Origin of the sequence: Halogeometricum sp. S3BR5-2 (assembly GCF_031624635.1) — an archaeon.
Classification (GTDB): domain Archaea; phylum Halobacteriota; class Halobacteria; order Halobacteriales; family Haloferacaceae; genus Halogeometricum; species Halogeometricum luteum.
Genome location: NZ_JAMQOQ010000009.1, coordinates 73,132 through 91,813 on the forward strand (window position 1 = coordinate 73,132; position 18,682 = coordinate 91,813).

The window sequence follows — 18,682 nt, forward strand, 5'->3', positions numbered from 1 at the left end:
GAACCAGTGATTCGGCATCGAACTCTTCGTGGGCGAGGGCGACACGCTCTCGTGAGGATTTCTCGTTGACGACTACGTAGCTGATATCTTGGACAGGATGAACTGAGAGGTGCAGGTCTTCCCAGCTCCGCACGATCTGGTCAGGATGGCGGTGGGCTCGCTGATTAACCAACCAGACAGCAAGGCTCTGTTAGTTAAATTTCACCGAACGCGTCTATGGTTCGTCCTCAAAACGCCATCCTGCTATCGAACTGGTGGCCGTAGATCACGCCATCGAACGTCAAGCGTTTCTCCAGATTCTAAGCGAATTCGGTATAGCCACGAATCCCGGATTTCCCCTGTTTCTTGTGCTGCATCGTCTTCAAGTACTAGAACTACTTGTCCGTGCTTTCCGTGATGTCTATGATCCATATCCGTCTCATTTGGAATATCGATTCGAACACGATCTCCCTCGGCTAATTTTCTCATTATATCTCTATCGTTCGGCTCCACTTGATGTATTATGACTAACTACCCTCGCTGAGCGATTGACACATAGAGCGCGTAATTATCGGTCAGTTCCCCGGTGTCCCGGTCTTCGGTTTGCTGAAGATTGATCTCCACACGAGTTGTGTCATCTTCGAAGTCAAGTAATGGCTTGAGAAAACTACCGGCTGCCTCGACAAACTCAGGTGCTCCCGTAATTCGGACTGTGGATATCGCAGTTGGATACTTGCTCCCAGAGAAGTCCGCTGGCTTTGGAACAACTGCGTCTTTGAGTTCAGAATCGCTTCGTTTATCCAATCCATCGAGCCACTGCATCGAATGTCGCTTTACAACGTGTCCGGAGTCGGTCAGGGGTAATCGATCTAATTCGGTCACAATTCCAGTTCGTTCCCGATGCTATTTGAACTTCTGCGAGGCTAATTCGGCACTATAGTAACCGTTAGAACTTTTTACTCAGAGGGTCTTGCAAGAGATAATGAACCATCTCGACGAGATTTCCGTCGAGGAATTGCAAGACGCTCTCGACAACGTTGACGGAAAGAAGCCGACACAACGGCTCTTAGCGGCTATCGCATACAAGAACGGTGTCACGCAGACCGAACTAGCCGAGTGGTACGATGTTCAGCGGCGGACGATCTACAGCTGGCTCAAGCGACTCGACACCGACGAGTCGCTTGAGCAAGCCGTTTCTGATGATAAACGAACTGGGAGGAAGCGAAAACTCTCAGAAACACAGCTAAACAAATTTCAAGAAACCGTCCACGAACCTCCTGAAGAAGTCGGGATCGACGCGCCGGCGTGGACGCCGGCGCTTGCCCAAGATTTTCTCGAAGAAACCTACGGCGTCGAGTATTCAATCCCGAGCTGTCGGCGGTTGCTGAAAGAAGCGGGATTGAGCTATCAGAAACCACGCCGGAAAGCCGCCGAAGCTGACGAAACCGAGCAAGAGGAGTTCTACGATGAGCTCAAAAAAAGCGGCGGGAGATGGACGCCACCGTAGTCTGTATCGATCAAACCAAGAAATCCGTGCAAGTTGAGCCGCGTGCCGCGTGGTTTCCGCGTGGCACGCGGCCCTCTGTCGAACTCTCTGGGCAACGCGACTGGACGTGTTTGCTGGGCGCGATCACCGAGAACGGTGATCGCTTTTTCTCCCGGTTCACCGAGTACGTAACCGCCGACCACGCGAAGCATTTCATTCTCGCGTTATGTGAAGAATTCGAGGATGATTTGCTCGTCGTGTTGGATGGAGCGCCGTATTTTCAGGCGTCAGCCGTCACGGACCTGGCGGCCCGTGACGACCTCGCCTTCGTGACGCTGCCGGCGTATTCACCGGAGCTCAATCCAGTCGAGGAGTGCTGGAGACAGTTACAATCGGCTCTCAGCAACCGGTTCTTTGACTCGCTCGACGATCTTACAACAGCAATCGACACCGCTCTCGACCAACTTTCCATTCCAGAAGTGAGCAACTATTTCTAATGACTACTATAGTCGCTGTCTGGGTCGCCCACGCGCTGGCCTTCGCACTGTTCCCCGGTAAACTCAAACCCATCCGGAGCCAGTATCCGTTCATCATCGTAATGATCTTCTACACGATGACGAGCATGTGGGTTGTCACCCAACCGTTCACCCCCCCACCATACGTATGACTTCCGGTGTCCTCACCCCAGAGACTGCAGTACTCGATGATGAACCGCCAGAAGCCCGGTGTCAGTACTGTCATCGCCCGTTCGATACCGCCCGTTCGTGTGCGCTCCACATCGGTGAGGTTCACTCGAATGAGTGGACCGAAGACGAGCACCTCGCGTACGAAGACGCAGTGGCGGCTGAGGATGACGAACTCTGGATGTACCACATGAAAATCGTCGTTGGTCTTGGCGTGACGTATGCGATAATTGTGCTCATTTATATGATTGTCCTCGGATAGCGATCTACTACCGTCGGCTCTGAAAGTCATGCTACACTCGATCGCGCATCGTTGTGCGATTCGACGCGCACACAGTTTCAAAGCAACTATAGAAGTCAGAACGACTCGATGACGTGGCCGGGGTCGCCGTAGCCCGTGTGTTTCAAAGCAACTATAGAAGTCAGAACGACAATTCTGAGAGTCCACAAAACGCGACTTGAGACGCGGCTTTCGAAAGGAACACTCATTTGGCGCTCCCATCTAAGCTCTGGATATGGAGGATAAGAATCTCATGCTGGTAGCACTGCTCGGAATCGTTTCGTTATTGGTTCTGACCGGCTTTGTTATCCGATTAACGTAGGGCCTATCTTGTGTTGAGGGGTCGAAGAACCGCTGTTCAGTCAATCACCCGGAGGGAGTAGTGACGGGGTGATTCGAGCACTGAACCAGAATTCCTACCTCCGATGGAGAGAAGAACACCATATGAAGCGACGCGCCCTCATTACGCGAGGGGCAGGACTTGCTGGTGGGGTTGCTCTCACTGGGTGTCTGAGTCGTCTCGGCTTCGAGACGCAATCCGCATGGCGGGACCCCCCTCTCGTTCAGGATCGGCCTGATGCAGTCTATTATCCGGCAATCGTCGAAGGGATGGGAATGTACGGGACGACGAAAGCTGGCGACGTCGGATTTGCACTGATGCACTCGTTCCCGCATCGGTTCTGGAACCTAACGGGGACGAACAAGACGAAGGTCGTCGTCCGATCCAGTGATTCCCTCCATCTCATGGCGAGCGTCTGGGACGTGGAGACGAAGACGATCCTGCCCCTCGATATCTCCGTGGAGATCAGCAATACTGACGGCCAGGTGACCAGCACCAATTTGTGGCCGATGATCTCGCCGAACATGGGATTTCACTACGGAGACAACGTCGGACTGCCCGGTGAGGGACAATACGACATCACCCTCCGCGTCGGTCCGCTTCAGACCAATCGGACGGAACCCCTCGAAGGCCGATTCACGGAGGCACAATCGGCGACGATGAGCTTCACGTTCGATACGAGTGAAACGTACAATCTCGAATATCGGCGGCTGGGAGAGAAAGCGGGGACCCGAGGAACTGTCGACCTGATGGAGATGCAGATGATGCCTGAACCCCTGGCCCCCCGGAAAGACAATCTTCCCGGTCGGCTGATCGGTGACGGGTCCTCTGGTGACGCGACCTTCTTCGTCACCGTCGTTGAGAAAGGGACTCGCTTTGGTGAGGATGATCGCCCGTACATGATCGTCTCTCCGAGAACGCCGTACAATCGTGTCGTTCTCCCACGGATGGCGCTCTCGGCGACCGTGGAACGCGGACAGAAGACGGTTTTTCAGGGGCCGCTTCGGGCATCCCTCGATCCGGAGATTAGCTGTTATTACGGGACATCCATCCCCGGGATTGAGTCTGGCGACTCGGTCACGATCACCGTACAGACGCCGCCCCAGCTCGCACGACACGACGGATACGAGACCGCCTTTCTCGATATGGCTCCAATCGAGTTTACTGTGTGAAGAGATTGGAGCCATCCACGAATTCAAGCTCGCCCACCGCTGGTGTGGTACAAGCGGTCACACTCGATAGCAAATTTCAGCTGCAGTTAGGACAGGTACGGTGGAATCGCGCCGGGGAGGGAGATAATCCAGAGGCTGATTACTGTGTATCCGATCATTACCGCGATGAACGGATACTGACTCCGTACCGCGACGAGTCGGCTTGAGAAGAGATCGTACGCAACCGCATGGGCCGCCCAGATTGCGAAAAGATGCCCGATGAGCACGGACGCGATACCTAATCCCTCAAACCATGACGGGGGAGACAGAATCAACGGATTCGCTGGTGGAGACAATGGTGAGGTGAGAGCCATCATCAGTGCCGGGCTGAGGGACACAAACAGCCCGGCGTAGTGAGCGAAGTGATACCCTGCTGCGATTGCCAGGAGTGGTGGGGAGAACTGAAATGCGATCGTCCGAGCGGTGATATAGGTACCAGACCTACGTCGTGAGAGGCGGCCCGCATACCAGTATGCCCCCAAGAAGACGGCATACCCGCAGACGAATAGTAACGTGTACACGAGGATTGCGCGAGTCTCTACGTTCACGATTCCGAGGGAAGTGATGCCGACAAGTGTCTCGATGGTCGTTGCACCGGCACTGGTGGTGATGAAGCCGCTGTACGTTAGTTCCCAGATCAGCGCGATGATGAACGCGACGTCGGAGACATCTGTAACTAAGTCTGCATTTCGAAGGTCACTCCCTGGAAGCTTCACTTGGAGCGTCCCGTTCTCTCGTTGGATGGGTGCGACAGCACCGTACAGCCGGAAGAGGACTGAGAGTGGATCTGCGTTATCAAACCACGATTCTGGGCCGAACAGGAGAGCACCGGCAATCGTTATCGTCGAATAGATTAGGATGGCCATCGCGAGAATGGATGGGACAGCACTGACGGGAAAAATAACCTCGACCAAGACGAGCACCAAGAGCCCACCAACGGCTGGCCAGCGCTGCAACGCGTGCGGATACTCGCGGAATCCGGAGGGAAGAATGGAGGCGATCGTTTGCCACGGATTGAGAGCCGGCCATACGTTCCCAACGAAATAGGTCGCGATTGGGAGGCCAGCGCGAACCCCAGCAAACGTGAGCAAGATTGTGAGGCTTGCCGTTGGGAGCTGGGGTCCAGTAAACCCGAGGAATATCGACAGCACGAGGGCAGCGACTCCAAGACTACGGCCGATCCAAGCAAGTGAATCCCACCCCCGTTCAACCGTCGGAAGTGTCTGTGACCAGCTGTGTAGATCCTGGATGAACGCTCGATCGGTAACGAAACTCGCGAGGAGTGCGGATGCCCCAATTGTGGCACCTCCCGTCGCAAGATAGAGCCACTGCGGGACTGCCAGCGTGTCTCGTGATTGCTTCGAGAGCGTAAGACCGTTCCCTGCCGCGACGGTATCCACGAAGAACAGCAACAGCGCGACCCACGCTAAAAACTGCACGCCAACTCTCCATCGAGGTACTGATAGCACAGGTTTCAGTACATTCGAGAGAGACCATCGCTTCGGCTGCCTCTCAGCGCAGACTGTTACGTCCGTATCTGGGTCACGCGAAGATGGCATAGAGGAATAATAACCCGAAGTATAACAGAACCAATACTGCGAGTGCTTTCAAACGGAGTGTTCGTAAGTCCTCCTCCTCGGCAGTCAACGCGGACTCAAACGCATCTTGCTCCGAGTCGTCAAGTCGGCTATGATGTTCTAGCCCTTTGTGGAGCACGAGACGCTCGTTGGTTGGAAACGGATGCCCGCAGTACTCACAAGTGCCAGCAGGTGTTTTATTCCTCGGTATAGTAGTCCGTATTTGCGACATCACGATCGATCGCTGTTACGAAGAACTAACGAACTCGGCTTTGAAACCGTTCTGGTTCGACGTTCGAGCATCACCCCCTTGGATATCGAGCTACGTGGCGCCACCACTAGACGGAGATCGTCGGTTACAACAGATTTGCTATCGAGGAACGAAGTTGCCCAAGCACTCCCTTTGACGGCGGGGATGTGGCCTTTCTTTCGGAGTGGTTGTGCTCGACCGATGGCTGGCTCTCCCCCTCGTGGTCTTCTTCGTAGGCGTCGCAGTAGATGCACACAGGAAAGAGCAAGTGGAGCAACTGTATAAAATCACTTGACGGCAAATTAACATATGACAGAGGGTTATACTGCAGATTGGTCAAACTGAGAGAGAACTAGTACGATACCAAGAATCACACCGAGCCCGAGTGTCGCTGCTGTTGCTCCATAGAGTGCCATACTCGGGGGTGTCGGATGAAAGAGAACGGAACCAAGAACAGAAATGTGCTGAATCTCTGAGCTCGTTCCAATAATTAATCCGAGTCCAGCGCCGACGGCGATCCCGACGAGTATGACGAGTCCGAAGATTCGCTTTCCACTCTGAGTACGTACCGTATCGCCCATACAGGTTAGTTGTAGCCGATAGTGTAAGAACGCTCTTGTTCGGCTTGGGTTATTAATTGGTAGCGTTCGAAGTAAGCTACCACGGCCTAAAGGCCATGGCATTCAGCATGGACTCCCACTCTAACCGAATCCGGTACGGGAACAACCCCGTTCGTGTTCAGCATCCCGCTGTTCAAGCGCACGCCTACGGGTGCGCCTCCTTCGGCCTCGGTTTGGTTCCGAAGGAGCTTCAGACCGATGTTCTTCGCCGTCGCCAGACGCCCGGCGTCTGGCTGCCCGCCAGAACTGCAGGTTCTGGCGACCGCATTGTAGTCCGCGTGATTCTCGTACCCACAGTCCTGACAGCGGAGTGACTCTCTCGACGGGCGGTTGTCCTCGTGGGTGAATCCGCACGTCGAACACCGCTGGCTCGTATACTGTGGATTCACGACCTGGACGGTGATCCCACGAGCCTCAGCCTTGTACTTGACGTAGCCCGTGAGCCGCTGGAACGGCCAGAGGTGGTGCCACTTCGCGTGTGGCAACCGCTTACGGATGTTCGTCAGCCGCTCGAAAGCGATATACGAACACCCCGTCTCGACGGCTTTTGTAACGATTCCGTTGGCGACACGGTGGAGCATCTGCTCGAACCAACCCGTCTCCGTCCGTCCGACCGACTGGATGTTCTCGTGCGCCCACCGCGTCCCGCACTGCGCGAGCGACCCGCGCCGCTTCTCGTACTCGCGGTGCCAGTGGTTGAGTTCATCGGCGGACCAGAACACCCCCGTCGATGTGACAGCGATGTTCCCGACCCCGAGGTCGACACCGAGAACCGTTCCGTTCTCGGGACGGTCGGGGGCGTCCACATCCGCCGTTGTTCGGATGTGGAGGTAGAATTCGCCCTCGCGTTCGTGGAGGGTGGCACCAGTCGTCTCGTAGTCGTCGTTCAGGAGGTATTGGGAGTGGGGCGTGTCGCGGTTCTCGTCGGGGAAGTCGTACCCGACGGTGACGCGCCCACCGACGGTCGACAGCGTGGCGTGGTCGTCGTAGAACGTCGCGTTGCGCTGGTTGTACTCGCAGAACCGAGACGTGAACGTCGGGAGCGAGGCGTACTCGCCCTGCTTCCACTTCGCCACGACGCTCTTGAGCGCGTCCACAGCGCGGTCCCGAGCCGACTGGACATGGTTGCTGTGGAGGTCGGTTCGGTCACGGATCACAGAGTACGTTTCCTCGTGGAGCGTGGACTTCCGCGTCTCGACCCACTCGCCGTCTTGCGCTACGTCTACGACGTAGTTCGCGGCATCGAGGAACTGCTGTATCGTTTCGCGGAGGAGGTCCGCGTCGGCACTATCCACGTCGAGCTTGACGGGGACGGTCCGGCGGACCTCCATACCATCACAAGATGGAATATGTACGTAAAGACTAATACAGGGCTGGGGAACTGGCCAGCCATCGACGGAGAACAGTCACAGAATCATGTCGGGTTCCTCCTGCACCTAAAGGCGCAGGTATCCACCTTGAGGAATCTATGATTTCATCAGGCAAAATAGGGTGACACGATAACAGTCGGTTTATTATGTTCGTGGCCGTAACTCCAGTAATGGCCACTCAATTTGAGAGTCACCACACCCACAGTCGATCGTCAGGAGTGTGCCAACGGTTGTCTGCAGCGGGTGTCCCCTGGAGACGACCGGTGGCGTATCGGAATGGCCGTAATCAGGAGATAGGACTCAGGGAAACAAGTGAACTCCCGTTACTACCCGACAATGAGTGACGAGTCCGACACCAATTCAACCTACACTGGAGCGAGCCCGTGGCCGCTGTTCGTTGCCCTCGGCTTAGCGCTCTCTGAGGTTGGCGTCGTTCTCGGACTTCGTCCAGTATCCGTCGCGGGACTGCTGCTGTTCGTCGGGTCGGTTGCCGGCATCCTGACTGAAGCAGGGTACGTTTCTCGACCTGCGCGGGCGGCTGGGGTGCAAGGAGTCGCACTAGTCGGCATTGGGATTACGTTGGTACTACAGAATCAGACCGGGACGACGGTTCGCGGACAGTCGATCGCCATCGCCGGCGTCCTCAGTCTCCTCGGTGCACTCCTCTGGGTGGGGTTCATCCGGACACGTGCCCGAGATTCGAAGGCGGCGACCGAGTCGACAGAAACAACATCTGATTGAGATCACTACAACACACATGGAATTCAACACGACCACAACCGCGATCGCGTTCATCATCCTGCTGGCCGTTCTCGTTGGCGGCACGGCGATGAGTCCGATGAGCACGAGTACCGTTGCGATGGTGAGCGTCGGCCTCCTCGTCTTCGGGGCCCTGTCGCTCGCCCTAGGCGTCAAACATGGCGAATACCGGGCAAGTCACCACCGATAATGCTCCCCAAGAAAGCACAGTTCGGGCTCACAGTCGTCGCGGCGATTCTCATCCCGGGACTCGCTGATTACGCCTTGGCATCTGCAGGCTACACAACTCTCGCTGGGCTCGTCTGGACGGGTGGATACGGGTTCGGCGTCATCGCCATCTGGTATCTCTGGATTCGACCGCTTGACCTCACCGGTCCCACAGGAATTCAACTCACTGAGGACGGGGACCCAGACCAAGATAGCAACCCACCGGAGGGAGATACCCCTTCGTCGTAGCCCATACAAACGATGAATCCAGTACCTCACCACCCACCATTCCGACAGCCGAGGCAGGGATGGCAACGTGGATTATGGTGCTGTATAGGACGGCTCTGCCGAGGAGTCTGCGGCAGCGCTCCCGGCGATGGTTCCTGTTCCTTCAACAGCGAGAAGGACTCCACCGAAGCTGGCGAGGCCTACCGTGAGGAGTTTCCCATACGCCTCGACGAGCTGGTGGGGGTGAAGTAATTGATTCCCCAGAATGCGCTGTACGGGGCGCGGGATGACGTAATTCATGCTCAGCCAGGGCGTGAGTGCAAAGACGAGACCGCCGATAGCACCACCAACCCCGCCATGCACGGCAGTTGTTCGCCACCCGTCACTCGGGAACCGACCGGCGATAAACCCGCCAACGAATCCTATACTCAACAGCAGTACTACTCCGCCCACAGAACATCTGGGGGAAAGGAAATAAATGGTCCTGCTCCGAGCGTCACGAGTCCAACCGCACTCCCAAGAGCAAGCGCTTTCCAGCGGAGCATACATGGGTATCTCTCAACGCGAGACATGGACCCTCTGGTGCAGTTCCCGAACAAGCACAACGGGATCTTGATGTTGTCGGAGTGAGATTGTTAATAACTCAACTCCAGATAATTGCTAAAGATGCTTATTTAGAAGCGGTTTTACAGCAGCCAGTTTAATAATGCGCCATTGCCTAGCTTCTGGTAATGACATCGTCCGGCCGGGATTCACACGAGTCAGATGATGAATCCCACGACCACGACCACGACCACGACCACGACCACGACCACGACCACGACCACGACCACGACCACGACCACGATGGACACGGAGCCGACGACGTAACCGCGACATCGTCGAGCGAGGGCGAAGTCGCCCAGTTCTCTGTCCCCGAGATGGACTGCCCATCCTGTGCGGGGAAAGTGGAAAATAGCGTCCGGAAACTCGACGGTATCACCGGCGTTGATCCACAAGTGACGACAGGTACTCTCTCTGTCTCCTACGAAGGAGGTCGAACCACGTCAGACGCGATTGCCGAGCGCGTCGAAAAAGCTGGCTACACAGTCGAAAGTCAGGGCAAGACGACCGCGACATTCACCGTCCCCGAGATGGACTGCCCATCCTGTGCAGGCAAAATAGAGAACGCCCTCGATACCCTCTCTGGCCTATCGAGCTACGATACCCAGCCAACCACCGGGAAGGTAGTCGTCACGTACGATGCGGAATCCCTCTCACCACCGAAGATCGTCGATGCCATCGAGAGCGCTGGGTACGAGGTGACCGACTCGACGGCGACTGACGCGGACACCGAGAGCGGCCCCATCGACGACCGCGAGAGCGTCTGGACCAGTTCGCGGGCGATCAAAACGTGGATCAGCGGTGGATTCGTCACCCTCGGGCTCCTTTTCGAGTTCCTCCTTACGAGCCAGAACGTGCTTGTGGCTGAGATCGTCGGCCGGGAATTATTCATCGCCGACATCCTCTTCCTCGTCGCCATCGGGGTCGCTGGCCAGGTCATCTTCCGGAACGGCTACTACTCTGCACGGAACCTGAATCTCGATATCGACCTGTTGATGAGCATCGCCATCAGCGGTGCCGTCATCGCCGGGCTCGTCTTCGGGGAGTCACTGTACTTCGAGGCCGCCACGCTCGCCTTCCTGTTCAGCGTCGCCGAACTGCTCGAGCGCTACTCGATGGATCGCGCCCGGAACTCGCTGCGCGAACTGATGGACCTCTCACCCGACGAGGCGACGGTCAAGCGCGACGGTGAAGAGGTGACGGTTCCTGTCGACGACGTGGCTGTCGGTGACGTCGTCGTCGTGCGTCCGGGCGAAAAAATCCCGATGGACGGAGACGTGCTCGATGGTGAAAGTGCCGTCAACCAGGCCCCCATTACCGGCGAGAGCGTGCCCGTCGACAAGACACCGGGGGACGAGGTGTACGCCGGCACGATCAACGAACAGGGGTATCTCGAGGTCGAGGTCACCTCTGAAGCGGGCGACAACACGCTCTCGCGCATCGTCCAGATGGTTGAGGATGCTCAATCGAACAAGACCGAACGCGAGCAGTTCGTCGAGCGGTTCTCCTCATACTACACGCCGGTCGTCGTCGGTTTCGCGATCTTGGTGGCGGTTATCCCGCCCCTCCTATTCGGGGCGTCGTGGCCGACGTTCATTGTCTACGGCCTCACGCTGCTCGTGCTTGCGTGTCCGTGTGCGTTCGTCATCTCGACGCCCGTCTCCGTAGTGTCGGGGATCACCAGTGCCGCGAAAAACGGCGTTCTCATCAAGGGTGGGAACCACCTCGAAGCGATGGGCGCGGTCGAAGCGATCGCGATGGACAAGACCGGGACAATCACGAAGGGCGAACTTACGGTCACGGATGTCGTCCCGCTCAATGGCAACAGCGAGGAGGATGTCCTCCGGTGTGCCCGCGGGCTGGAATCGCGGTCGGAACATCCCATCGGCGAGGCGATCGTCGAATTTGCCGAGGAGAGCGACATCGGGACCCCAACAGTCGACGACTTCGAGAGTATTACTGGAAAAGGCGTCGAGGCCGACCTCGACGGCGAGAAGCACTACGCGGGCAAGCCCGGGTTCTTCGAGGAACTGGGCTTCGACCTCGCGCACGTCCATGCGACGACTGACGGCGGTGTCGTCACCACGAAGAGCCGTCAGATGTGCGAGCGCAATGACTGTCTCGACCTCCTCGAGGAGACGGTCCCCGAGCTCCAGTCAGAGGGGAAGACCGTCGTCCTTGTGGGGACCGAGGACGAGATTGAGGGCGTCATCGCTGTGGCCGATGAGATCCGACCCGCAGCGAAGCAGGCGATCCAGCGACTTCACGACCTCGGTGTCGAGCACATCATCATGCTCACCGGAGACAACGAACGGACCGCACGGGCGATCGCTACCGAGGTCGGCGTCGACGAGTTCCGGGCGGAACTCCTGCCTGATGAGAAGGTCGAGGCAATCAAGGAACTCGACGAACAGTACGACGGGGTTGCGATGATTGGCGACGGCGTCAACGACGCGCCAGCACTCGCGACGGCGACCGTGGGCGTCGCGATGGGCGCGGCCGGAACGGATACCGCTCTTGAAACGGCGGATATCGCGCTCATGAGTGACGACCTGTCGAAGCTGCCGTACCTCTACGAACTCTCGCACGACGCAAACAGCGTGATTCGGCAGAATATCTGGACGAGCCTCGGCGCCAAGGGCCTGCTTGCACTGGGCGTTCCATTTGGCCTCGTTCCAATTTGGGCAGCTGTCCTCATCGGTGACGCCGGGATGACGCTCGGCGTCACTGGAAATGCAATGCGCCTCTCTCGCATCACGCCGGATTCGTTACTGACCGAGTAATACCACTAATGACTGGGTTTAGACATAGTACACCTACTGACTTCCCCTCAAGTGGCCATGCGGCAATCCAGTGGAGGTGTTGCAAGGTAGTGAATTGCCTCGGGGGCAAACCCCGGGGCATTCGACTTGATCTAGGTGTAAGCCGTCGTCATTCGATAACCGTACCAGAACACTCAACCTATTCGTATGGTGATTTTCCAGTATGACCGTAGGCGATAGCTCTGTCTCCCGACGGGCATTTCTTCGGTCAGCTACGGCAGTGACAACGGCAACGGGCGCTACCGGAATCGCAGCTGCTCAAGAGGGACAGTCCAAAACGGTCGAGATGAACGACGATCTCAAATTCGTCCCTGCGGATCTGACGATTGCCCCCGGAACGACTGTGGTCTGGGAGAACGTTGGATCTATTGCTCACTCGGTCACTGCGTATGAAGACAACATCCCGGAGGGAGCATCGTACTTCGCGTCGGGTGGGTTCGACGCGGAGCAAGCTGCTCGGTCTGCGTATCCTGATGGCAGCATCGAGGGGGGCGGAACCTACGAGTATACATTCGACACCGAAGGGACGTTCGATTACTTCTGCATCCCACACGAGTCCGCCGGAATGACGGGTACAGTTTCTGTTCAGCAAGGCGGTGGAGCTGAAGGAGGTGGTGGCGGAGAATCAGTTCCTCAAGTTCCTAATAGTGCAAAGACACTCGGCGTTGCCACGACTGGCGCGATGGTACTGACCCTTGGTCTCGCCTACTTTTTCATGAAATACGGTGGTGATTATGGCGAATTCGAAGAATAGCACTTTGCTCGATCATTATGACTGGCCAGTTGGAGACAACTACCACGTGCCGTTCAACTTCCTGGATAATCTCCTCAACAGAGACAGGTGGTTCCAACAGGCTGAAAGGACCCGACTCCACTCCCTGCAGTTGGCCAAGCCTCCGGACGCAATCGTCTCCACACTCAACCCCGCTTCGACGTAACGATGGCTGAGTGTGACGAGTGTGGCGCGGACGAGAACCTACCGTACCAGTGTCGTCGGTGTGGCAACACGTTCTGTGCCGCCCATCGCCTCCCGGAGAGTCACAATTGCCCCGGACTGAATGACTGGGCTAACCCCGATGGCGTTTTCGATTCTGGGTTTGATGACTCGATCCAGAATCGAGGTCGTGCCGAGGAGGGTGTGCTCAAGCGGGTAAAGTCTACTGTTGGACGACAAACGTCCACCCATAGTGTGGTCAATTTCTTCCCGGGAGGTCTGACCAATGTCTTCCTTGTGCTGATGTGGGTGACGTTTGCGATGCAGTTCGTCATTTTTCCCGTTCTCTTCGGAATCTCTCCCGGATCATCTCTGTGGCGGTCAGTGTTCGTCCTCTCGACACAGCATCCACTGTACGTCTGGACGTGGCTCACAGCTATCTTCGCCCACGGTGGCTTCACGCATATCGCGGTGAATAGTATCGCGCTGTACTTCTTCGGGCCAGTTGTCGAGCGTCGCCTCGGCACGGTGCGCTTTACAGTGCTGTTTCTCGCTACGGGCGTGCTCGCTGGGCTCGCACAGGTTGGGGCGACACTGCTCCTGAATCCTGGAGTACAGTCGGGAGTTGTCGGCGCGTCGGGCGCCATCATGGCTGTCATGGGGGTCCTCACCGTTCTCCGACCCAAGCTCAAGGTGTATCTGTACTTCATACTCCCAATCCCGCTTTGGATGCTTACCATCGGGTTCGCCGTCTTTTCGACCGTCGCCGGCCCTTCCTCGATGGGTCCGGGGGGTGTAGCGAACTGGGCCCACCTCGTGGGGATCGGTCTCGGCCTCGCGTACGGAGCGGTTGTCAAGAAAGGTCAAAACATCCCCGAATCGATTCACATTGGCCGCGGTCCGGGCCGCTCAGGCCGGCGCCGCTTCTGAGAGAACGTACATACGAGTCACCATCCAATATCATCATCTGCCTAGAGAAATCCCGCCACGTTTGTTCAGCTTGAAAGACGAGCACCCACAAGAAGTGCAGCACCAATGAATACGATCGCGAAAATAGCGCTTTCGAGTGGACCGATCACTTCGAAGACGTCATTTGCGACGGTCCAGATAGCATCAGCGTACAGAACAATGAGGAGGCCGAGCGTAAGCATCACCATCGCAAGCCCTGAACCATGCACGTCAAGGTCCATCCCGTTTCCGAACTTACGAGCCACTGATCAAAAGTCTGCGGCAGCATTATGAAGATACAGGTTACCTACAGGGATGATATCTGATGATTGACTTCGATGATGGAGACCAATTATTGAACATCATCGGAGTTATCCTTCTAGTATTCATCATTCTCTCCGTGGCGGTTCTCATCCTCGCAGCTATGTCCGCTCAGGAACGATCCGCTGAGCAACCAGAGACAGACTGGGACCTGCAACAAATTAATGAGAGCTATGTCAGGATCATACATGCTGGTGGCGAACCTGTTCAGACAGGGAAACTCAGCGTGACCGTTGATGGAACCCCTCGTCATCCCCAGTGGACCTCGATCACTCTTACAGAAGGCGCATACGGAGTCGTCCGAGTGGGGGACGGTGTCACGGTAACGCTCTTGTGGCAACACTCAGAATCAGAGCGGGACGTATTGCAACGGTGGCAGCTCTCCAGAACGACAACTCAGTGATTTCCCACGCACCTGATCGGCATTTCCACCTATCGAATAGATTTTAGGTCCGTTCTTCTAGGGTAAGTTGTAGATTCGTTCATAGGCTGTGATAGGCGGATAGCTTGGGCTTGACCCCAAGGAGGATGCCGATAGGCTTAGTTGACTTCGGTTCCGTATCAGGGGCACGTCCTCCAAGGCCACACGTGTCTGGATGATTGGGCTACCAGTCAACTGGCCCCGAAGTCGGGGACGGCGAGTCCGAGTGGGAACAGAGTGGTTCCGCCCGTCAGAGGGGGAGTCCACCGACAAGCCCCGTCCATTGTGGTCGGGGCAGCTGACAACGTCGTCCTGTTCAGTATAACGCGAACGGCGGTCGGCAGATGGAACGGTGGAAGATCAAGTCGGGGAAACTCAGTAGACGACGTAGAGCAGCAGATAGACGACGATACCGAGTGTGAACGAGACGAGCCACAGCGACGCGGCGATTCGTCCTATCGTCGGATGACGCGTCTGTGGAATCTCTTGGATTGGCCGCGTCATCGCAAGAAGGAGCACGTAGTAAAGCAATGGAACGCAGATGATGGCGAGCGTGATGTGAATTGCGAGGAGCGGTAAGTAGGCGAACTGGCGGATGGCTGCCGGACCCGTGAACGGAGTCGGCCCTTGCAGTGCCACCTTGTACAAATAGAGCGTGAGAAACACCGCAAATAAGACCACACTCGTGAGCATCGCCGCTCGATGACGGGCGATCCGACCGCCACGAATCCAATACCATCCGGCTCCAATAGTGAGTATAGCGAGTCCACTGATGATCGCGTTGACGAACGGAATTACGCTGAGCACCCACGCTGGGGCTCGTGGAAGAAGGCTCTTCGGGATCGCTCCAAGGGCGGCGCCAAATACGAGCGCCAGTGAAATGATGGACAGGAGTCCAGCGACTTCCGGGACGCGGTCTTTCACACGATACTCCATATTTGGACTGTCTCAGTTCAAGCACTTGAAATCGGCGAGTGATGTTGCAGATGGATTAAGGTACGACTGGGAAGAGCCCGCGTCCACGGCATTTACTCGGGACAGTCGTGTTCGTCTCGTCAATCGCCCTCCTGTGGTGGCGTCCCACCGTGTGACTCATATCAGCTTTACATATTGTATTGACTGTCGGCCCCGACGGGCCTCCACCCATTGAGGCAGCCAGCAATTGCGGATGCCCCGGTCGCCAGCACACTTCCTCTCCAGCGAAGTACCGTTCGTTGTGAGTACCCCTTTATTGTTGTATTCCATGTGTATGGGAATCATCCGTTGGTTCGAGCTTTTTCACCCGCGTCGCCAGCGCGAGAAACGTCGCGGCGAGCGTCAGCGTCACTGCCGCGGCCGCCGCGAGGTCGTGCGCTCGCACCGAGTGGTCGAGCGCGCCGTTGACGAGTTCGGCCCGCAGGAACGTGTGGTGGAACTCCCCGACGAGCGGCGCGAAGTAGTCCACGATGTCGTTGAGGCCGTACCAGACGGTGGTGACGGCGACCGCACCGACCGAGAACGTGGCGTAGCGATAGATCAGGAACGACTGGAGGCTCATCGCGAGATGGCTTACGATGAGGAACCAGTAGAGCCAGGGTTCGATACCGCCCGGTCCGTTGAGAACCAGCTGGACGAACGGCGTCCAGAGACCGAGTTTGATGTTGCCGAAGAAGGCGAGCATATGGAGCCACTCGACGTCGTAGTCCAGTTTCCACGCGGCGAGACTAAGCGCGATCAACAGCGTCGCGCTGGGACTATCGGGGACGAACGGCCACATCATCAGTGGGGTTTGGGCGAACTGGAAGCGGTAGTACCAGAACCCGAACGCGGTGCCGGCGAGGTTGATCGCGACGATGAGCCACGCATACCGAAGTGCGAAGTCCTCGAGACGCCGGGGGAGCGGCGCGAGGTACGCGGGGAGATCGTCCCGAGAGACGGTGGTTGCCATTGGCACTCCGGCTTACATTTCCGATTCGCTATCGGAGCGGTTCATCATGATGATTCCGCTGATCAACATCAGGACCGCGAGCGCGACCATCCCGAGGTCCCAGCCCATCCCGGCAGTCATCGACGAGCCCATACCACCGCTCATACTTCCACTCATACTGCTGTCCATCCCCGTTCCCATACCGCCTCCCATCCCCCAGTTCATGCTCCCAGTAACGCCGACGATGGCCTGGTTGAGCAACATCACCAGCGAGTAGCCGATCATCAGCGCCCCACTCGCGTTTCCGAGTCGGCTGGCGTAGGGCGTCAGCAGGACGACGCCGTGAACGACTACGACAACGCCGAGGACCGCCATAAGAAGCCCGCTGTTCGAATTCATCATCCCGCTGCCGGTGGTCGCAGAGAACAGCGAATACACTCCCGAGACGAGGGCGATTGCCGCGCCGTACTGTCGTGTCGCATCGGTCGTGTTCATCGTATCCATTATCAGACTCCAAGCATCATTCGGAGTGACCCGCGAACGCCCATCGGCAGCCCGATTGCCCCGATGAAGAACGTCATGAGCCACCACCAGGTCCGGTTCATTTCAGGCTTCGCGTCCGCGAGGTACCACACGATACCACCGGTGACGAGGAATTTGAGAACGAACGTCGATCCAGGAAACCCGGTCGCTTGATAGATGAGGTTGGTCAGAAACATCTTCGGCGAATACCCGAGGAAGGTAACGCCAATGAGGTTTTGTGCTGCGTCCCACAGTTGGCCGAAGACGGCGAGCAGGAGCATCGGGTGACGGAGGTGGGCGACATCAACGAATCTCACGCCCCAGTAGTACAAAGCGGTCACACCGAGCGCAATCCCCGTCGTCGCAACCGGGACCCAGAGTCGAAGCGGAGCGGCTGTTGTCGCCCCGTACAGGAATGCCCAGCCGACAGCGCCTACCGCCCAGATTGCTCCGACTACACCGACGGTCCCCGGAATCGAAAGGAATCCCCGGTTACGAGCCAATGCCCCGACGCCGAGCGCAAGGATCGTAATGGCGGTGACGACGAGATAAATCGTAGGCGTGATGAACAAGACAGCATAGTCGCCGAGCAGCCCGATGTCCTCCAACGCTCGCATCGCTCCACCGGCGATAATTATCGGTGCGAATCCGTAGGCCAGTCGAGCGTCGAATGTGACGTTCAGGTACCGTAGATATGCACGCAATCCCGGGAAACTATACCCGACTGCGGCGAGATACGTCGCTGTGTTCACAACATTGTAGCCGGTAACTGCGCGAACGCCGTCGTGGACTACGGGACGGCCAGCAGCATCTGCGACGACCGGTCCCCAGAGATATTGCCAAATAAAGCGGTCGTAGACGAGAGCCGGAAACACGAGCATGGAGATCGCACCAAGGACAATTGGAGCCAGAAGATAAAGCAACCACCATTCCTTGCTTCCTGTCTCAGGGAGAGCTTCTACTGTCTGCTTTGAGAGATAAGAACTCATTTCGAACGTCTATACGCTATCTTTGCCTCACCGACTAAAGTGTCTGGGTACTATTCCGCTGGAGTATTAACTCCCGCTCGCTCACAAAACACTTGTTGTGACGAGGGGTTGTCCAATGTGTCTGGTATAACCCAGGTATCCAGTCTTTCTGGTCTGTCACCCAGAGCTTCATCGTTTCTCTATGTGTGGGACACGGGACTACGCCCTCGTACTATCGAATCTCCGG

Annotated in this window: 21 protein-coding genes and 1 pseudogene; 11 read left to right on the forward strand and 11 right to left on the reverse strand. The window is 57.0% G+C overall.

From position 1 onward, the window contains the following. Window positions 1-16: 16 nt before the first annotated feature. The 3 genes and pseudogenes from NDI79_RS23710 to NDI79_RS22485 form a co-directional block, all read right to left on the reverse strand. Window positions 17-118: pseudogene (locus tag NDI79_RS23710) on the reverse strand (DNA polymerase domain-containing protein); the annotation flags it as partial. A 125-nt stretch (window positions 119-243) separates the two neighbouring features. Beyond that, window positions 244-468 carry a DUF8139 family protein gene (locus NDI79_RS23715; RefSeq protein ID WP_425499659.1) on the reverse strand — a complete coding sequence of 75 codons (225 nt, stop codon included), beginning with the start codon at window positions 466-468 and terminating at the stop codon, window positions 244-246. A 42-nt stretch (window positions 469-510) separates the two neighbouring features. Beyond that, complete coding sequence (locus NDI79_RS22485; RefSeq protein ID WP_310930851.1) at window positions 511-801, reverse strand: hypothetical protein; 291 nt, start codon at window positions 799-801, stop codon at window positions 511-513. 160 nt (window positions 802-961) lie between these two features. Between NDI79_RS22485 and NDI79_RS22490 the strand changes: the two genes are divergently transcribed. The 4 genes from NDI79_RS22490 to NDI79_RS22505 all read left to right on the forward strand — a co-directional run bounded on the left by NDI79_RS22490 (window position 962) and on the right by NDI79_RS22505 (window position 3,940). Continuing rightward, window positions 962-1,962, forward strand: a protein-coding gene (locus tag NDI79_RS22490) for an IS630 family transposase (RefSeq protein ID WP_310930852.1) whose coding sequence is annotated in 2 segments (ribosomal slippage) — window positions 962-1,454 and window positions 1,454-1,962 — 1,002 coding nt in all. Because the reading frame shifts where the segments join, the coding sequence is not laid out codon by codon here. Further along, a complete protein-coding gene (locus NDI79_RS22495) occupies window positions 1,962-2,132 on the forward strand; it encodes a hypothetical protein (RefSeq protein ID WP_310930853.1) in 171 nt (56 codons plus the stop codon). Before NDI79_RS22490 ends, NDI79_RS22495 begins: the two co-directional genes overlap by 1 nt. Continuing rightward, window positions 2,129-2,410 (forward strand): DUF7410 domain-containing protein, encoded by a 282-nt coding sequence (locus NDI79_RS22500; RefSeq protein WP_310930854.1) that lies wholly within the window; start codon window positions 2,129-2,131, stop codon window positions 2,408-2,410. The genes NDI79_RS22495 and NDI79_RS22500 overlap by 4 nt, the downstream gene beginning before the upstream one ends. Window positions 2,411-2,872: 462 nt before the next feature. Further along, the gene (locus NDI79_RS22505) at window positions 2,873-3,940 is read left to right on the forward strand and encodes an iron transporter (RefSeq protein ID WP_425499656.1); all 1,068 of its coding nucleotides are present in this window, start codon (window positions 2,873-2,875) and stop codon (window positions 3,938-3,940) included. 86 nt (window positions 3,941-4,026) lie between these two features. Here the strand turns inward: NDI79_RS22505 and NDI79_RS22510 are convergent, their stop codons facing one another. The 3 genes from NDI79_RS22510 to NDI79_RS22515 all read right to left on the reverse strand — a co-directional run bounded on the left by NDI79_RS22510 (window position 4,027) and on the right by NDI79_RS22515 (window position 7,757). Continuing rightward, window positions 4,027-5,457: a hypothetical protein gene (locus tag NDI79_RS22510; protein ID WP_425499660.1), complete on the reverse strand. Its 1,431-nt coding sequence runs from the start codon at window positions 5,455-5,457 to the stop codon at window positions 4,027-4,029. A gap of 669 nt (window positions 5,458-6,126) precedes the next feature. Next, window positions 6,127-6,489, reverse strand: a complete 363-nt coding sequence (locus NDI79_RS23720) for a DUF7520 family protein (RefSeq protein WP_425499657.1) — start codon at window positions 6,487-6,489, stop codon at window positions 6,127-6,129. Beyond that, window positions 6,474-7,757 carry an RNA-guided endonuclease InsQ/TnpB family protein gene (locus tag NDI79_RS22515; RefSeq protein WP_310930857.1) on the reverse strand — a complete coding sequence of 428 codons (1,284 nt, stop codon included), beginning with the start codon at window positions 7,755-7,757 and terminating at the stop codon, window positions 6,474-6,476. Before NDI79_RS22515 ends, NDI79_RS23720 begins: the two co-directional genes overlap by 16 nt. A gap of 375 nt (window positions 7,758-8,132) precedes the next feature. Between NDI79_RS22515 and NDI79_RS22520 the strand changes: the two genes are divergently transcribed. From NDI79_RS22520 to NDI79_RS22545, 6 genes are all read left to right on the forward strand, one after another. Next, complete coding sequence (locus NDI79_RS22520) at window positions 8,133-8,537, forward strand: DUF7541 family protein (protein ID WP_310930858.1); 405 nt, start codon at window positions 8,133-8,135, stop codon at window positions 8,535-8,537. Window positions 8,538-8,553: 16 nt separating this feature from the next. Beyond that, on the forward strand, window positions 8,554-8,745 hold the full coding sequence (locus NDI79_RS22525) for a DUF7333 family protein (RefSeq protein WP_310930859.1): 192 nt from the start codon (window positions 8,554-8,556) through the stop codon (window positions 8,743-8,745). Beyond that, window positions 8,745-9,011: a DUF7996 family protein gene (locus NDI79_RS22530; RefSeq protein WP_310930860.1), complete on the forward strand. Its 267-nt coding sequence runs from the start codon at window positions 8,745-8,747 to the stop codon at window positions 9,009-9,011. The genes NDI79_RS22525 and NDI79_RS22530 overlap by 1 nt, the downstream gene beginning before the upstream one ends. A 710-nt stretch (window positions 9,012-9,721) precedes the next feature. Further along, on the forward strand, window positions 9,722-12,376 hold the full coding sequence (locus tag NDI79_RS22535; RefSeq protein ID WP_310930861.1) for a heavy metal translocating P-type ATPase: 2,655 nt from the start codon (window positions 9,722-9,724) through the stop codon (window positions 12,374-12,376). 202 nt (window positions 12,377-12,578) lie between these two features. Beyond that, window positions 12,579-13,169, forward strand: coding sequence for a plastocyanin/azurin family copper-binding protein (locus NDI79_RS22540; protein WP_081926966.1), 591 nt, complete (start codon window positions 12,579-12,581; stop codon window positions 13,167-13,169). Between the two features lie 186 nt (window positions 13,170-13,355). Beyond that, the gene (locus NDI79_RS22545; RefSeq protein WP_310930862.1) at window positions 13,356-14,279 is read left to right on the forward strand and encodes a rhomboid family intramembrane serine protease; all 924 of its coding nucleotides are present in this window, start codon (window positions 13,356-13,358) and stop codon (window positions 14,277-14,279) included. A gap of 65 nt (window positions 14,280-14,344) precedes the next feature. On the opposite strand, the gene NDI79_RS22550 is transcribed toward NDI79_RS22545, so the two are convergent. Beyond that, window positions 14,345-14,539 (reverse strand): hypothetical protein, encoded by a 195-nt coding sequence (locus tag NDI79_RS22550; RefSeq protein WP_049984673.1) that lies wholly within the window; start codon window positions 14,537-14,539, stop codon window positions 14,345-14,347. Between the two features lie 83 nt (window positions 14,540-14,622). Here NDI79_RS22550 and NDI79_RS22555 point away from each other — a divergent pair, with 83 nt between their 5' ends. Continuing rightward, window positions 14,623-15,021 (forward strand): type IV pilin N-terminal domain-containing protein, encoded by a 399-nt coding sequence (locus tag NDI79_RS22555; protein ID WP_081926968.1) that lies wholly within the window; start codon window positions 14,623-14,625, stop codon window positions 15,019-15,021. Window positions 15,022-15,414: 393 nt separating this feature from the next. On the opposite strand, the gene NDI79_RS22560 is transcribed toward NDI79_RS22555, so the two are convergent. The 4 genes from NDI79_RS22560 to NDI79_RS22575 form a co-directional block, all read right to left on the reverse strand. Beyond that, the gene (locus tag NDI79_RS22560; RefSeq protein WP_310930863.1) at window positions 15,415-15,975 is read right to left on the reverse strand and encodes a DUF420 domain-containing protein; all 561 of its coding nucleotides are present in this window, start codon (window positions 15,973-15,975) and stop codon (window positions 15,415-15,417) included. A gap of 292 nt (window positions 15,976-16,267) precedes the next feature. Further along, window positions 16,268-16,966: a DUF1405 domain-containing protein gene (locus tag NDI79_RS22565; protein ID WP_310930864.1), complete on the reverse strand. Its 699-nt coding sequence runs from the start codon at window positions 16,964-16,966 to the stop codon at window positions 16,268-16,270. Between the two features lie 12 nt (window positions 16,967-16,978). After that, window positions 16,979-17,449, reverse strand: coding sequence for a hypothetical protein (locus tag NDI79_RS22570; RefSeq protein ID WP_310930865.1), 471 nt, complete (start codon window positions 17,447-17,449; stop codon window positions 16,979-16,981). A 2-nt stretch (window positions 17,450-17,451) separates the two neighbouring features. After that, window positions 17,452-18,456, reverse strand: a complete 1,005-nt coding sequence (locus NDI79_RS22575) for a DUF63 family protein (protein WP_310930866.1) — start codon at window positions 18,454-18,456, stop codon at window positions 17,452-17,454. Between the last annotated feature and the right edge of the window lie 226 nt (window positions 18,457-18,682).

Bases quoted from the DNA above. Each gene is read 5' to 3' on its own strand.
- NDI79_RS22535 (WP_310930861.1), top strand. From the start codon at position 9,722: ATGACATCGTCCGGCCGGGATTCACACGAGTCAGATGATGAATCCCAC.
- NDI79_RS22530 (WP_310930860.1), top strand. From the start codon at position 8,745: ATGCTCCCCAAGAAAGCACAGTTCGGGCTCACAGTCGTCGCGGCGATT.
- NDI79_RS22565 (WP_310930864.1), bottom strand. From the start codon at position 16,966: ATGGCAACCACCGTCTCTCGGGACGATCTCCCCGCGTACCTCGCGCCG.
- NDI79_RS22485 (WP_310930851.1), bottom strand. From the start codon at position 801: ATGCAGTGGCTCGATGGATTGGATAAACGAAGCGATTCTGAACTCAAA.
- NDI79_RS22495 (WP_310930853.1), top strand. From the start codon at position 1,962: ATGACTACTATAGTCGCTGTCTGGGTCGCCCACGCGCTGGCCTTCGCA.
- NDI79_RS22550 (WP_049984673.1), bottom strand. From the start codon at position 14,539: ATGGACCTTGACGTGCATGGTTCAGGGCTTGCGATGGTGATGCTTACG.
- NDI79_RS22515 (WP_310930857.1), bottom strand. From the start codon at position 7,757: ATGGAGGTCCGCCGGACCGTCCCCGTCAAGCTCGACGTGGATAGTGCC.
- NDI79_RS22520 (WP_310930858.1), top strand. From the start codon at position 8,133: ATGAGTGACGAGTCCGACACCAATTCAACCTACACTGGAGCGAGCCCG.
- NDI79_RS23715 (WP_425499659.1), bottom strand. From the start codon at position 468: ATGAGAAAATTAGCCGAGGGAGATCGTGTTCGAATCGATATTCCAAAT.
- NDI79_RS22525 (WP_310930859.1), top strand. From the start codon at position 8,554: ATGGAATTCAACACGACCACAACCGCGATCGCGTTCATCATCCTGCTG.
- NDI79_RS23720 (WP_425499657.1), bottom strand. From the start codon at position 6,489: ATGCCATGGCCTTTAGGCCGTGGTAGCTTACTTCGAACGCTACCAATT.
- NDI79_RS22570 (WP_310930865.1), bottom strand. From the start codon at position 17,449: ATGGATACGATGAACACGACCGATGCGACACGACAGTACGGCGCGGCA.
- NDI79_RS22505 (WP_425499656.1), top strand. From the start codon at position 2,873: ATGAAGCGACGCGCCCTCATTACGCGAGGGGCAGGACTTGCTGGTGGG.
- NDI79_RS22540 (WP_081926966.1), top strand. From the start codon at position 12,579: ATGACCGTAGGCGATAGCTCTGTCTCCCGACGGGCATTTCTTCGGTCA.
- NDI79_RS22560 (WP_310930863.1), bottom strand. From the start codon at position 15,975: ATGGAGTATCGTGTGAAAGACCGCGTCCCGGAAGTCGCTGGACTCCTG.
- NDI79_RS22500 (WP_310930854.1), top strand. From the start codon at position 2,129: ATGACTTCCGGTGTCCTCACCCCAGAGACTGCAGTACTCGATGATGAA.
- NDI79_RS22545 (WP_310930862.1), top strand. From the start codon at position 13,356: ATGGCTGAGTGTGACGAGTGTGGCGCGGACGAGAACCTACCGTACCAG.
- NDI79_RS22555 (WP_081926968.1), top strand. From the start codon at position 14,623: ATGATTGACTTCGATGATGGAGACCAATTATTGAACATCATCGGAGTT.
- NDI79_RS22575 (WP_310930866.1), bottom strand. From the start codon at position 18,456: ATGAGTTCTTATCTCTCAAAGCAGACAGTAGAAGCTCTCCCTGAGACA.